This is a genomic window from Variovorax sp. 770b2 (genome assembly GCF_900115685.1).
Taxonomy (GTDB): Bacteria; Pseudomonadota; Gammaproteobacteria; order Burkholderiales; family Burkholderiaceae_C; genus Variovorax.
Window position 1 is genome coordinate 68123 of record NZ_FOXJ01000006.1, and the last position, 14269, is coordinate 82391.

The following is a 14269-nucleotide window of genomic DNA, read 5'->3' on the forward strand; positions in this document are numbered from 1 at the left end:
CGCCAATCTAGGCAGCCACTCTTAGTTCAGAGTGAGAACGGCGGTCCGCCCGCGCAAAGTTCGTGCAAAGGCCCCGTAAAGCGGGCTGAAACATTGCCTCTTTTTTAATCAATCGAGCGACAGGTTGAGGCTCTTGATCAGCGGATGCCAGCGCGCCGTCTCCTCGCCGATGAGCGCCTCGAACCGGGCCGGCGTGCTGCCCACCGGCTCGACGCCGGACTCGGCGAGCTTGCGCAGCACCGCCGGGTTGTGGATCGCGCTGGCCATCGACTGCTGCAGCCGCGCCACCAGCTCGGGCGGCGTGCCTGCGGGCACCGCCAGGCCCATGAGCGCGGCCGCCTCGACGCGCGGCATGCCGAGCTCCGCGAAGGTGGGCACCGCGGGCAACTGAAGCAGGCGCGTGGCATTGGCGACCGCCAGGGCGCGCGCCTTGCCGCTCTGGATGAAACGGTTGGCCGCGGCCAGGTCGCTCATCATCACGGGCAACTGGCCGCCCGCGAGATCGGCCAGCGCGGGCGCGGCGCCGCGGTAGGGCACGTGCACCATGCGCAGCCCGGCCTCGCGCTGGAGCAATTCCATCGCCAGGTGCTGCGGCGTGCCGGTGCCGGCGGAGGCGAAGCTGACCTTGCCGGGAAAGGCCTGCGCATCCGCGATGAAGGCGCGCGCGTCCTTCACGCCGCTGGCGGGGCCGACCAACAGCACCATCGGCAGCCGGGCGAGCAGCGTGACCGGCGCGAAGTCGCGCGCCGGGTTGTAGCTGAGGTTGCGGTACAGCGCCGGGTTGAACACCAGCGTGCCGTTGTCGGCCGAGAGCACGGTGTAGCCATCGGCCGGCGCGCGTGCCGCCTCGATGGCGCCGAGCGCGGTGTTGCCGCCGGCGCGGTTCTCGATCTGCACCGGCTGGCCCGTGTCGATGGCCAGTTGGGTGCCGATGGTGCGCGCGACGATGTCGGCGATGGTGCCGGCGGGGTACGGCACGATCCAGCGGATCGGCCGGGCCGGGAATTCGCGCTGCGCGTGCGCTGCCCTGCCCGACACGAGCGCGAGGGCCAGTGCCGCAAGCTTGCGTCGGGACAGGCCAGGCATCAGCTCACGCGGCGCGGCTGGTCTTGAGGCCCTGGCCGGCGGCCCAGGTCGCGACGTCTTCGCGCTTGATGGCGGCAGCCATGAGCCCCGGGAACGCATCGGGCGTGCACGCGAACGAGGGCACGCCGAGCGCGGCCAGCTTGGCGGCGAGATCGCGGTCGTAGGCTGGCGCGCCCTCGTCGCTGAGCGCGAGCAGCGCGATGAACTGCACGCCGGCCTCGACCAGCTCGTTGGCGCGGCGCAGCAGGTTGGCTTCCACGCCGCCCTCGTACAGGTCGGAGATCAGGATGAGGATGGTGTTGCGCGGCTCGCGCACCAGGCTCTGGCAGTAGCCGACGGCGCCGTTGATGTCGGTGCCGCCGCCCAGCTGCACGCCGAACAGCAGGTCCACCGGGTCCTGCAGCTGCTCGGTCATGTCGACCACGGCGGTGTCGAACACCACGAGCTTGGTCGCCACCGCGGGCAGGCTCGCCATCACCGCGCCGAAGATGCTCGAGTAGACGACCGAGGCCGCCATCGATCCGCTCTGGTCGATGCACAGGATCACCTCGCGCTGCGGCTGGCGGGCCTTGCGGCCGTAGCCGACCAGCGTCTGCGGCACCACGGTGCGGTATTCGGGTTGCCAGTGGCGCAGGTTGGCGCGGATGGTGCGGTTCCAGTCGATCTCCGAATGGCGCGGGCGGCGGTTGCGCTGGCTGCGATTGAGCGCGCCGCTCACGGCGCTGCGCATCGGCTCCTCGAGCTTCTTCATGAGCTCGTCGACCACCTTGCGCACCACGGCGCGCGCGGTGTCCTTGGTGCCGGCCGGGATCACGCTGGACAGCGCCACGAGGTTGGCGACCAGGTGCACGTCGGGCTGCGCGTTCTCCAGCATCTCGGGCTGCAGCAGCATCTGGCGCAGGTTCAGGCGCTCCATCGCATCGCGCTGCATCACCTGCACCACCTGGCTCGGGAAGTACTTGCGGATGTCGCCGAGCCAGCGCGCCACGCTGGGCGCCGAATCGCCGCGGCCGCCGCGCTGCCCGCCCTGGCCGAGGCCGCGCCGGCCATCGGCTTCGTAGAGCGCGGCGAGCGCCTGGTCGATCTCGCGCACGCGGCCCTCGACGGCGCCGCAGCTGGCGTTGGCCTCGCTGCCGAGCACGAGGCGCCAGCGCTGCAGGCGGCCGGTCGGCGGCAATACTTCTTCTTCGGTGTCGGCGGGGTCCTGAAGATTCGCGGTCATTGAAATACCTCCGTGCTTCGCACTGCGGTGCGAGCTTGCTTGGGGCGGCCCGGCGCGGCGCTCATTGAAATACCTTCGTGCTTCGCACTGCGGTGCGAGCTTGCTTGGGGCGGCCCGGCGCGGCGCTCATGCTTTCACTCCCAGCAGTTCCCGCAGCAGCGGCAGCGCGAGCACCGCGCGTGTTTCGTCCCAGTCGGTGGCGGCCACGGCGGCTGGCAGCGTGCCGCCGACCGCGCCACGCTTCGCACGCTCGCCCAGCGCGCGCCGGTCCGAAGCCGAAAAGTCCGCGAAGCTGCGGCGCACCAGCGGCAGCACCTGCACGAAGTGCGCTTCGCCGAGCCCCGAAAGCCAGCGGTCCACCAGCGACCAGACGGCCTCGTCGTGCAGCAGCACCATCGCGTTGCGGTTGAGAAAACCTTCGAGCCACGCGGCTGCCTCGGTCGGCGGTGCGCCGGCCGAGAGGTTGCGGCCGAGCTGCTGCGAGGCGCCGTCGCTGTCGATCTGCGCATCGTCCAGCAGCAGCCGGCAGCTCACGCCGCGCAGCAGCGGGGCGCCGGTTTCGCCGAAGGCGATGGACTTCAACGCCGTGCGCCAGGCGGCGGTGGTTTCTTCGCCGTCGCGCAGGCGCACCGCGTCGTGCGTGGCGATGAGCCGGGTGCGCAGCGCCTCGGCGGCCTCGGCATCGAGCGCGCCGCAGGCGATCGGCAGGCCGATGGCGCCGCGCACGATCAGGCTGTCGAGCACGTGCGAGAGCAGCGCGCTGTCGGTCTGGCGCACGCTGCCGTAGCGGAACACGTTGGCCAGCGGCGGCACCGCGCCGATGAGCTGCACCGCGTCGCCGGTGAGCGCGGCGCGGTCTTCGAGCGCGCGGGTCACGGCCTGCACGGCGACCGGCAGGTCGGCGAGCAGCACGATGTCGACCTGCTCGGCCAGGGCGGTGAGCGATGTCTCCGCCGCCAGCTCTTGCATCACGCGCGCGCTCGCGGCATGCGCCACCGTCGCGCCGAAGCGGCTGGCTTCGATGATGCGCAGCGCGAACTCGGGCTGCCATTGCAGTTGCCACACTTCATGGAAAGTGCCGCGGCTCGCGCGCTGGCCGGCAGTGATTTCGCCCCACGGCAGGTCGAGCAGCCGCAAGCGGTGCAGCAGGTGGCTGCGCGCGAGGTCGTTGGGCTGGCGCAGGTCAAGGTCGAGCGTTTTCGCGGTCGCCTCGGGTTTGAGGCGCAGGCTTTTTTGTGCCTGCTCGATGTCGCGCTGCAGCGGCACGGTCGGCACTTCGGCGGGCACCTGGCCCATGCGGTCGCCGACGGTGAGGCGTTCGCGGATCAGCGTGAGCGGCGCCTGCTCGCCCATGCAGATCACGCTGCGCACGGCCTCGTCGAGTTCGGGCAGGCCGGGCGCGGGGCGTTCGCGCAGCGCGGCGAGCGTTTCGGCCAGGCGCGTGGCCTCGATCAGGTGGGCCGAGGAGCAATCGAGGTCGTGCGCGCGCAGCAGCCGCGCGACGCGCGCGAGCCAGCCGGTCGTGCGGCCCGCGACCTGCTGGCCTTGCTGCCACAGGTGCTCGTACCAGCCGGGCGAATCGATGCCGGCGCCGTAGCCGCTCGCGCTCGTCAGATGCCGGTACGTCCACGGCACCCAGGTCGCGAGCACCTTGAGCTTGGGCAGTCCCTTGAGCAATGCGGCGTCGGCCTTGGCGGTGACCGTGCCCTGCAGCGCCGGCACGTGCCACGCGCCGCAGACGACGGCGATGCGCTGGTGGCCGGCCTTGACGGCCTCGCGAATCGACTGGCGCATGAAGGCTTCGCGCAGTTGCTCGCGTTCCATGGCGCGCTGGCCGCGGCGGTCTTCGGGCGTTTCGGCGCGCACGGCGGTCATGGCTTCGGCGATGGCGCCGAACAGGTCCTCGCCGTCGCCGCGCTCCTCGACCATGTGGTTCCACCAGCTTTCGCCGTCGGCGTAGCCGGCGGCATGGGCAAGCCAGTCGAAGGGGTCGTCGGGCAGTGCGTTGGCGATGGTCTCTTCGACCGGCTCTTCGACTGTTTCAGTCACGGGCACCGTGTCGGTCTCGTCATCGTCGAGCGGTGTCTCGACTGGCGCTTCGGCCTTGGCCTCATCGGCCGCGTGTGCTGCCTGCTCGATGGCCATGCGATGCGCCTGCGGCAGGTCGATGAAGCGCGTGGGCAGCGCGTGCTTCACGCCCCATTGCAGCGCCTGCCACTCGGGTGAGAACTCCGCGAACGGATAGAAGGCGGCCAGGCGCGTGTCGTCGTTCGCATGCACCAGCATCGCGACCGGCGGGCGCAGGTCGGCATGCGCCATGAAGGAGAGCAGGCCCTCGGCCTCGGGCGGGCCTTCCACCAGGATGCAGTCGGGCTGCAGCGATTCGAAGGCGCGCAGCAGGCTGCGCGCGCAGCCGGGGCCGTGGTGGCGAATGCCGAAGTAGTGCAGCGGTGAAGGCGGTGTGCCCGAATTCATATCGATGCTTTCACTGCGCACAAGCAGAAGCGACGTCGCCTTTTCGTGGAACGCCGCGGAACCGGCTCTGCCGGGCCGCTGGCGTTGCCCCCGGCGAGGGGGTTGGCGAAGCGACACGAAGTGCGCGAAGACTGGGGGAGTTCATCAAAGTTGTTCGCGGCAGGCGCGGTACAGGTCCTTCCAGTCGGTGCGCTCCTTCACCACGGTCTCCAGGTATTCCTTCCACACCACGTGGTCCTGCACCGGGTCCTTGATGACCGCGCCGATCAGCCCCGAAGCCACGTCGGCCGAGCGCAGCACGCCGTCGCCGAAATGGCCCGCCAGCGCCATGCCGCTGTTGATGACGGAGATGGCCTCGGCCGTCGAGAGCGTGGAGCTCGGCGACTTGATGCGCGTCTTGCCGTCCTCGGTCTGGCCGTTGCGCAGCTCGCGGAAGATCTGCACCACGCGGCGCACTTCCTGCAGCGCGGGCGGCTCTGCCGGCAGCGCCAGCGCGCGGCCCAGCTCGGACACGCGCTTGACCACGATCTGCACCTCCTCGGCTTCGCTCGCGGGCACCGGCAGCACGACGGTGTTGAAGCGGCGCTTGAGCGCGCTGGAGAGTTCGTTCACGCCCTTGTCGCGGTTGTTCGCGGTGGCGATCACCGAGAAGCCGCGCACGGCCTGCACTTCGCTGCCGAGTTCGGGAATGGGCAGCGTCTTTTCAGACAGCACGGTGATCAGCGTGTCCTGCACGTCGGCCGGGATGCGGGTGAGTTCTTCCACGCGAGCGATCTTTCCGAGGCGCATCGCGTGCACCAGCGGGCTCGGCACCAGCGCCTTTTCCGAAGGGCCGTGGGCCAGCAGCTCGGCGTAGTTCCAGCCGTAGCGCAGCTGCTCCTCGCTGGTGCCGGCGGTGCCCTGGATCAGCATCGTCGAGTCGCCGCTCACGGCCGCGGCCAGGTGCTCGGACACCCACGACTTGGCGGTGCCCGGCACGCCGTACAGCAGCAGCGCGCGGTCGGTCGCGAGCGTGGAGACGGCGATCTCTATGAGCCGCGAATTGCCGATGTACTTGGGGCTGACCTCGAAGCCGTTGGCGAGCTTGCCGCCCATCAGGTAGGTGAGCACGGCCCAGGGCGAGAGTTTCCAGTTGCCCGGGCGCTGGCGGTCGTCGACCTTCTGGAGCGCATCGAGCTCTTCGGCGAATTGCTGTTCGGCATGCTGGCGCAGGACATTGCTCATGGATGGCCTTGGGATGAAGAAGAGGTGGACGAAAGACGAAGGGTTGAAAACAGCTGGCGCGCGCGCACGATGCGCGCGGCGTCGCTCAGGGCGCTCGCAAGGCCAGGGCTTTCCTCGGCAGCGCGCGGCAGCTCGGCCAGCAGGTGCAGCGCATCGGCGTGCAGCAGCGCAGCCGCGTTGCCGAGCACCTGGCGCAGCACGTAGTCGTTGACGAGGTCGCCGCGCTCCACGCGGGTACGCAGCGCGGCCGCGAGCTGGAGCGAGAGTTCGGCCGATGGCGTTTCGCCGGGCGCACAGGCCTGGTCGGCGAAGGCGATCACGTTCTGCACGCCGCTGCCCGCCAAGCCGAGTTCGATCACCCAGTGGCGCTCGCGCCGTTCGCGGGGCAGCAGCGCCAGCAACTGGCCGACCCAGGCGCGCTGGCTGTATTGGGTGTGATGGTGGTCCAGCATCGCGTCGCCCCAGTCGACATCGGACACGGCGAGGATGGCTTCGTTCCAGCCGCGGAACAAGGCGTCTTTCCAATCGATCTTCTCGGCCCAGCCGAGCAGCGCGGCGGGTGTCATGCCGGTGCGCGTGGTCCACCACGAGAGCGGCGTTTGCCGCACGAGTTGATAGAGCCACCAAGCGCGCTCGCCGAGGCTGTCGTGGGTGGGGCGCGCGGGATCGATGGCGTCGTCCTTCCAGCGCGGGTCGGGCGTCTCGGGGGCGTTCATCTGCCAGGCGCCGCCCACCTGCGACAGCAGCGGCGCGAGGAAGGCTTCGATGCGCTGCACATGGGCGCTGGCAGGCAGGCGCTGCAGCAGCTCGACCGCGGCCTGGCGCACGTCGCGGGCGCGGTCCTTCAGTTGCGCGTCGAGGAGCGCTTCGTCGTCGGGGCCGATGTTCTCGGCCAGCGCGCCCAGCAGCGCGGCGCGCTCCTTGGCGGCCAGTTGCGTCAACTCCGCGGCGAGGCGCTCGCGTGCGGCGGCGGGGGCGCTGCGGCGTTGTTCGGCGAGCACCGCGCGGCGCTGTTCGAGACTGCCTTCGTCCCAACGCGTCTGCGCATCGGCCTGCTCGCTAGCGCCGACGGCGTAGCGCCAGTCGTCGTTGCGCGCAGCGAGCCAGAGGCCGCGCTCGCCGAGCGCCGGGATCACGGCGGGCCGCAGGTCGATCGCGCGGCGGCCGGCGTCGAGTGCAATGGGCAAGAGGTTGTGGGGCAGGCGCAGGCCGGCGGCAGTCACTGCGGCGAGGCCTTCGTGCTGCAGCCGCAGCGGACCGCTCGCGAGTGCATCGGCGATGGCCGCTTGCAGTGCGGGATCGTTCAGCACGGGGCGCTCGTCGGCAGTGGCAACCGGTGCGTCGGAAGGCGAGAGGCCCGGCGCCACGAAGCCGGCGCGGCGGCCGATGGCCACGGCGCCTGCGACGCGCAGCAACTGGCCTTGCGCTTCACCGGCCTGGATCGCTTGCAGCAATCCGCCGAATTCGCCCGCCATTCCTTCGGCGGCCGGCACGGGTTGGCGGGCCGTGCCGACCAGCGCGGTCTGCAGCAGCGTGTGCCAGTGGCTCATTCGATGACCTCCGTGCTGCGCGCTGCGGTATTCGCCTTGGGAGCGGCCCGGCGGCTCATGCGCGCACCCCGGCCAAGGTCCAGACCGGCGCGCTGCCCGCTGCGGCGCCCGAAGCCCAAGCGGTGAGCGGTGCGAACTGCTCGCCGTCCCATTCGCCGAAGACGCGCAGCGGCGCGCCGCCCGAGTGCGCCATCAGCTGCCAGGCTTCCTGCGTGGCCAGTTGCATCGGCAAGGCCTGCGGCGCGGCATCGAGGCGCAGCCACCATTGGTCGCCGTGCCGCGTGGGGATCGCTTCGGCCCACACCATCGGCAGCAACGGCTGCCAGGGATTGGCGGCGATCTGTTGCGCCATGCGGTGCCATTCGTCGGGGGGCTCGGTTGCAGGCTGCGTCGATGCCGGCGCATCCGCCAGCAGTTCGGCCACCAGCGCGCGCTGCGAGGCATGGCCGGGATAGAAGCACAACACCGCGGCGCGCTCGCTGCCGCTGACCCAGCCGGTTTCGAAACCGCGGCCGCCATGCGAGTAATCGAGCAACAGCGCACGCCGCCCGCTCGCGCGGCCTTGCAGCCACACATGGCGCTCGACCAGTTTCGCGTCGCGCTCGTCGGTGCACTGGCCCAGCACGAGCCAGTGGTCGCCGATGAGTTCGCCGTCCGCGAGCAGGCCTTCGCGGTCCTGCGGCCAGCCGAGCGCGATGCGCAGGTCGGCCAGCGTGGCGGGCGAGAGGGATTCGCGGCGCGGCACCGCATCCACGATCAGTTGAAGCCGACCCAGCCGGTCGAGCAGTCGCGCCGGCCAGCCTTCGCCCACGCCGATGAGCTCGGCCGCCTGCGTGAGGCGCTGGCCGAGCCCCGGCGCCTGCGCATCGACCATGCGCGCGGCCATCGCGCCCCAGGCCTGCTGCTGCTCGCTGCCGAGCGCGGCGAGGCCGCGCTGGGTCTGGTCGTCGAGCCAGCGCGCGAGCTCCTGCACGCCGGCCTCGATGCGCTTCCAGCGCTGCGCATCGCGCTTGGCGGCCGCGGCGGGATCGGGCGCGGCCACGGGTTCGGCGGCGCGCGCTTCTTTTTTCTCGGCCTTGTCGCGGCGCGAGGCGATCCATTCGGCCACCCATGGCGGCGGCGCGGCGGCGGTGAAGCTGGCGCCGCTCTGCGCGCGCAGCAGCATCAGCGCGAGGCCGTGCTTGCAGGGGAACTTGCGGCTCGGGCACGAGCAGCGGAACACCGGGCCCGCAAGGTCGACCTGCGTCTGGTACGGCTTGCTGCCGCTGCCCTGGCATTCGCCCCAGACGGCCTCGTCGGAAAACCCGAGCGTGGGCCACTTGGCCGGTGCGAGCAGGCCCTTGGCGGCCTTGGCCGACGCATCGTCGGGCGCGAGCGCCAGGACGGCTTCTGTGCTGAGAGTCATCGGGGCACCCTCGCGCCGGTCCGCGGCGCGGATGAATGGAAAGACGCGGCCATCAAGGCGCGACGGGATTGCCCGGCGTGCCGAGGCTGCCGGCCGGAATGGCGGCAGGGGCCGGTGAGCTGTAGGAAACACGCACCGCAGGCGATGGCTGCGGCGTGGAGGCGGCGACCGGCCGGGTCACGCCGCCCTTGGTGACCCTGACCGGCGCTGTAGTCGCGGCCGTTGGAATCATCGCCACGGGCGCCACGCCGGTGACGCCGGACGTACCGGAAACCGGCACCGTGGCCCCCACCGCCGCCGTGATGACCGGCGCGGCACCGCCCGCAGGCGCGTACCCGGCTTTCCCTGCGTTGGGATCGTGCAGCACCACGCTCTTGCCGACGCCCACGCCGGTGCCGATCGGCCCGATGCCGACGCCCACACCCACGCCTGCCGTGCCAGCCACTACGCCGGTGTTGTTGACCGAGACGCCCGCGCCGAGTGGCCCCCAGCCGGTGTTCAGGCCCATGGAGAAATTGCCATCCCTGGTGGCGCCGAGCCCGAGCGAAAGCCCGGGCACCAGCGGAATGCCGATGTGATAGTGCGAACAGCCGCTCACCAGGAGCATCAGCAGCGCCGCCGGAACGGCGGCTGCTGCACGAAGGGTGCGCGGCCGGGCGTTCACACCAGGAGCGCGTTGACGCGCCTCACGTAGGCGGCAGGGTCGGCCGGGAGGCCACCTTCTGCGAGCAGCGCCTGGTCGAACAGGATGTTGGCGAGGTCGTCGAAGTGCTCGGAGCTCTCCAGCTTCTTCACGAGCGGGTGCTCGGCGTTGACTTCGAGCACCGGCTTCAGGTCGGGCGCGGGCTGGCCGGCTTGCTTCAACATGCGCGCCAGTTGCGTGCTCATGCCGCCGTCCTGCACCACGAGGCAAGCGGGCGAGTCGACCAGGCGGGTGGTCACGCGCACGTCGTCGGCCTTGTCCTTGAGCGCTTCCTTCAGGCGTTCGAGCAGCGGCTTGAAGGATTCGGCGGCCTCCTCGGCGGCCTTCTTCTCGGCCTCGTCCTGCAGCTTGCCCAGGTCGACCGCGCCCTTGGCCACGCTCTGCAGCGGCGTAGCGTCGAACTCGGTGAGGTAGTTGAGCGCCCACTCGTCCACGCGGTCGGTCATGAGCAGCACCTCGATGCCCTTCTTCTTGAAGACCTCCAGCTGCGGACTGTTCTTCGCGCCGGCCAAGGTGTCGGCCGTGATGTAGTAGATCGCGTCCTGGCCTTCCTTCATGCGCGCCTTGTAGTCGGCCAGGCTCACGGTCACGGCGTCGCTGGTGCTCGATGCGAAGCGCAGCAGCTTGGCGATGCGGTCGCGGTTGCCCATGTCTTCGCCCAGGCCCTCTTTGAGCACCGCGCCGAACTCGGCGTAGAACTTGGCGTACCGGCCCGATTCGTCGGCCGCAGCAGCGGCGGCTTCAGCGGCGGTGGGCGCGTTCTTGTCGACCACGTCGCTGATGTCGTTCAGCGCTTCGGTCGGCTCGGGGGCCGGCACCGATTCGCCCGAACCCACGTCGATCTTGCCCTCGCCGCTCTCCGGCGCGGTCTTCTGCTTCCTGGCCAGGTCCTCGAGCATCGAGAGCACGCGCTTGGTGCTGCCTTCGCGGATGGCCTTCACGTCGCGGCTTTCCTGCAGCAGCTCGCGGCTCACGTTCAGCGGCAGGTCGGCCGAGTCGATCACGCCCTTCACGAAGCGCAGGTAGCTGGGCAGCAGCGCCTCGGCGTCGTCCATGATGAAGACGCGCTTGACGTAGAGCTTCACGCCCGCGCTCTTGTCGCGGTTCCAGAGGTCGAACGGGGCCTTGGCGGGGATGTAGAGCAGCTGCGTGTACTCGGTGCTGCCCTCCACGCGGTTGTGGCTCCAGGCGAGCGGCGCCTCGTAGTCGTGGCTGATGCTCTTGTAGAACTCCTCGTACTGCTCGGGCGTGATGTCTTTCTTGGGGCGGCTCCAGAGGGCGTTGGCCTTGTTGACGGTTTCCCACTCGCCGGTCTTCACCATGTCGCCGGGCTGGTCGTTCTCGCCTTCCTTCCACTCTTCCTTTTCCATGAGGATCGGGAGCGAGATGTGGTCGGAGTACTTGCCGACGATCTGCTTCAGCTTCCAGGCGTTGAGGTATTCATCCGCATCGTCGCGCAGGTGCAGCGTGATGCTGGTGCCGCGCTCGGCGCGGGTGATGTCGGCCACCTCGAAGTCGCCCGCGCCGCCGCTCACCCAGCGCACGCCCTCGCCGGCCGGAAGACCGGCGCGGCGCGATTCGACGCTGATCTTGTCGGCCACGATGAAGCCCGAATAGAAGCCCACGCCGAACTGGCCGATGAGTTGCCCGAGCTCCGAAGTTTTGGCCTTCTGGTCCCCGCTCAACTTGCTCATGAAGTCCTTGGTGCCGCTCTTGGCGATCGTGCCCAGGTTGTCGATGGCCTCCTGGCGCGACAGGCCGATGCCCTTGTCCGTGATGGTGAGGGTGCGCGCGGCCTTGTCGAAGGTCAGGCGCACGTCCAGGTCGGGCTGGTCTTCGTAGAGCTCGGGATGGTCGAGGGCTTCGAAACGCAGCTTGTCGCACGCGTCGGACGCGTTGGAGATCAGCTCGCGCAGGAAGATTTCCTTGTTGGAGTAGAGCGCATGCGTGACGAGGTGCAGCAGTTGCGCGACTTCGGCCTGGAACGGGAGTTTGGTATTGGAGGAATCAGCCATGGGAAAAAGAGAGATCGGATCGAAAAAATTCTAAGGCGCCCCGGCGACCGAAAGACGACGCGGCGCGAACTTCTTGAGGTGAGGCGTGGTGTTCCAAAAACAACGATTGGGGTCGTAAACGGGGCACTTTTCACGTTTCGGACGGAACAATTTGGCAGCGATACTCAAAATGAATACTTTTGTATCATAAAAGTTACTGAAATTAACATTTGTGAATTACTCTCCGCTCCCTGTTGATTGATCAGGGCCGCGATGCCCGAAGGAACGGAGATGTTGTTGGATGACGAGTGTGGCCCTGTCGACTGCCGCCGGCCCGGCCGGGATGTCGTGGCGGCTCGTCTTCGCCCGGCTGGGCGCCGCCTGCACGGCGGCGCTGGCCTGTCTGGCGCAGGCGCAGACCAGCCCCGCAAAGGCGGCAGCCATGCCACTCGTCGCGGCTGACGCCCGCATCCAGCCGATGGACCGCGCCCAGGCGGAGCAGGCGCGCCTGAGGGCGCTCATCGAGGCCGCGCCCAAGGCCTACCAGGACAATTTCATGGGCGCGCCGGAAGCCGGCGCCGCATCCGCCGATGCCGACGCCCAGGAGGCCGAAGAGCCGCAGGGCTTTCGCGCCTGGCTGGTCGAGAGCCGCATCGGCTTCGGCGATTCGAAGGCCTCGGGCTATGGCCGGCAGCGCGCGACCGAGTTCGGCCAGCGCCTGGAATACCGCCGCGAGACGCTCAACTACGGCGAGTTCGTGCTGCAGGCCGACGGCCGCCACCTGAGCGGCGACAACCTGGCCAGCGGCGGCAGCATCGGTTCGCTGGGCTATGCGCGGGATGCGAGCAGCGGCCGCGTCACGCTGCGCAACCTCGGCTTTCCGGTCACTGCGCAAACCTTCGCCGACAGCGCGGTGGGCGACATCTACAGCGAGCTGACCGAGGGGCTCGGCCGCAACTACCGCCTGTCGCTCGGCGGCACCACGGTGCGTGGCGCGTCCACGCGCATCTTCAGCGACGGCATCGACCTGCGCGCAGGCTTTGGCGAACGCGGCGCCCTGACCGGCGGCCCCTACCCGGGTTTCGAGAAGAACCAGGGCACGCTGGGCTGGCTCGGCCTCACGCAGCGCCTGGGCGACAAGTGGTTCGCCGCGGCGCAGGTGGACCAGGCGCGCGACATCCCGGCGTACTACACCGACCCGCTCACCGGGCAGGGCTTCGGCTCCAAGAGCGTCACGAGCTGGGCCACGTCGCTGGGCTATGGCCGCGAGGTGGCGCGCGACGGCGACTTCAAGGCCCGCGCCACGCTGATCGGCAGCCGCATCCAGTCGCAGACGCCGGGCGTTGCCACCGGCGATTCGCAGGGGCTCTTCGTCGAGGCGAGCGCGCGCACCGGCCTCTATCGCCACGAGTTCGGCGCCTACGCGGCAAGGCCGAACCTCTACTTCGGGGACTACGCCGTGGCCACCGGCACGCGCGGCGCCTACTGGCGCGTGGACCGCAACACGAGCCGCATGAGCTGGGGCGGCGGGCTGGACTACGAGCGCGCGCAGCCCGATGCCAACTTCAATCTCACGGGCTACAGCCGCACCGGCGCGAACGGCAACTTCCAGTACCTGTTCGACCGCAACACCTCCGCCGGCGGCAGCGTGAGCGTCTACCGGACGCGCTATGAAAAGACGGCGGACACATCGGCAAGCAGCGTCGCGGACTCGCGCAGCCTCTACGGCAACGCCTTCTACCAGACGCGCTTCTTCGACCTGCCGCGCAGCCGCCTGAGCCTGACGGTGCGGCGCAACGAGCTGATCGTGCTGGGCGACCAGGCCGCCACCGGCCAGGAAGTGCAGTGGGAGCAGGACTGGATCGGCGGGCGCTACGAGAACATGCGCCCCGAACTCACCACCACCCTGGGCTACGCGCACGACAAGAGCGGCGGCGTGGCGCGCGACTACCCCACGGCCGGCGTGCAGTTCCGCTACTGGCTGGACAGTGGCTTCAACATCGCCGGCAACCTGCGCTACACCTCGCAAAGCGGCGGCCTCTACACGAGCCGGGGCCTGTCGGGCTCGCTCACCGCCGAGAAGGAACTCGCCAAGGGCTGGCGCGTGGGCTTCGCGGCCAACTTCAACCAGGCGCGCGCCGCCGTGGTGCCCACGTCCATCTCGGGCCCGCAGCTTTACCGCAGCAACGACAAGACTGCCTACATCTACCTGCGCTGGGAGGGCAGCGCGGGCGCCGCCTTCCAGACCGCCGGCGTGCGCGGGAACGGTGCGGGCGCGGGTGGCGGCAGCGTGGCCGGGCGCGTGTTCTTCGACGCCAACCGCGACGGCACGCAGCAGTCCGGCGAAGGCGGCGCCGCCAACGTCGAGGTGCAGCTGGACGGCCGCTACCGCACCACGACCGACCGCGACGGCCGTTTCGAATTCCCGCTGGTGACGACCGGTCGCCATCAACTGACGCTCACCCTGGACAGCGTGCCGCTCCCCTGGGGCGCGGCCGGCGACAGCGGCGTGAGCGTCAATGTTCCCTTGCGTGGCCAGGCCACCGCCGAGATCCCCGTGGTCAAGGTGGGCGAATGAGCGACGTGTTTTCCCCGGTCTTTCTTGTGTGT

Annotated in this window: 9 protein-coding genes; 1 reads left to right on the plus strand and 8 read right to left on the minus strand. The window is 69.8% G+C overall.

All coding sequences use genetic code 11. From position 1 onward, the window contains the following. Positions 1 to 108: 108 nt before the first annotated feature. From BM133_RS26410 to htpG, 8 genes are all read right to left on the minus strand, one after another. Positions 109 to 1086 (minus strand): Bug family tripartite tricarboxylate transporter substrate binding protein, encoded by a 978-nt coding sequence (locus BM133_RS26410; RefSeq protein ID WP_093440569.1) that lies wholly within the window; start codon positions 1084 to 1086, stop codon positions 109 to 111. Positions 1087 to 1090: 4 nt separating this feature from the next. Beyond that, positions 1091 to 2308: a VWA domain-containing protein gene (locus tag BM133_RS26415; RefSeq protein ID WP_093440571.1), complete on the minus strand. Its 1218-nt coding sequence runs from the start codon at positions 2306 to 2308 to the stop codon at positions 1091 to 1093. Positions 2309 to 2434: 126 nt separating this feature from the next. Next, entirely contained in the window at positions 2435 to 4783 is a 2349-nt protein-coding gene (locus BM133_RS26420) for a DUF5682 family protein (protein WP_093440574.1), read from the minus strand. Between the two features lie 144 nt (positions 4784 to 4927). Continuing rightward, a complete protein-coding gene (locus BM133_RS26425; protein WP_093440577.1) occupies positions 4928 to 6007 on the minus strand; it encodes an ATP-binding protein in 1080 nt (359 codons plus the stop codon). Then, complete coding sequence (locus BM133_RS26430) at positions 6004 to 7557, minus strand: DUF5691 domain-containing protein (RefSeq protein WP_093440579.1); 1554 nt, start codon at positions 7555 to 7557, stop codon at positions 6004 to 6006. Before BM133_RS26430 ends, BM133_RS26425 begins: the two co-directional genes overlap by 4 nt. 55 nt (positions 7558 to 7612) lie before the next feature. Continuing rightward, the gene (locus BM133_RS26435) at positions 7613 to 8962 is read right to left on the minus strand and encodes an SWIM zinc finger family protein (protein ID WP_093440582.1); all 1350 of its coding nucleotides are present in this window, start codon (positions 8960 to 8962) and stop codon (positions 7613 to 7615) included. Between the two features lie 52 nt (positions 8963 to 9014). Continuing rightward, positions 9015 to 9626, minus strand: coding sequence for a hypothetical protein (locus BM133_RS26440; RefSeq protein WP_093440584.1), 612 nt, complete (start codon positions 9624 to 9626; stop codon positions 9015 to 9017). After that, a complete protein-coding gene (gene htpG, locus BM133_RS26445; protein ID WP_093440587.1) occupies positions 9623 to 11680 on the minus strand; it encodes a molecular chaperone HtpG in 2058 nt (685 codons plus the stop codon). Before htpG ends, BM133_RS26440 begins: the two co-directional genes overlap by 4 nt. A 280-nt stretch (positions 11681 to 11960) precedes the next feature. Here htpG and BM133_RS26450 point away from each other — a divergent pair, with 280 nt between their 5' ends. After that, complete coding sequence (locus BM133_RS26450; RefSeq protein WP_093440589.1) at positions 11961 to 14237, plus strand: SdrD B-like domain-containing protein; 2277 nt, start codon at positions 11961 to 11963, stop codon at positions 14235 to 14237. The last annotated feature ends 32 nt before the right edge of the window (positions 14238 to 14269 follow it).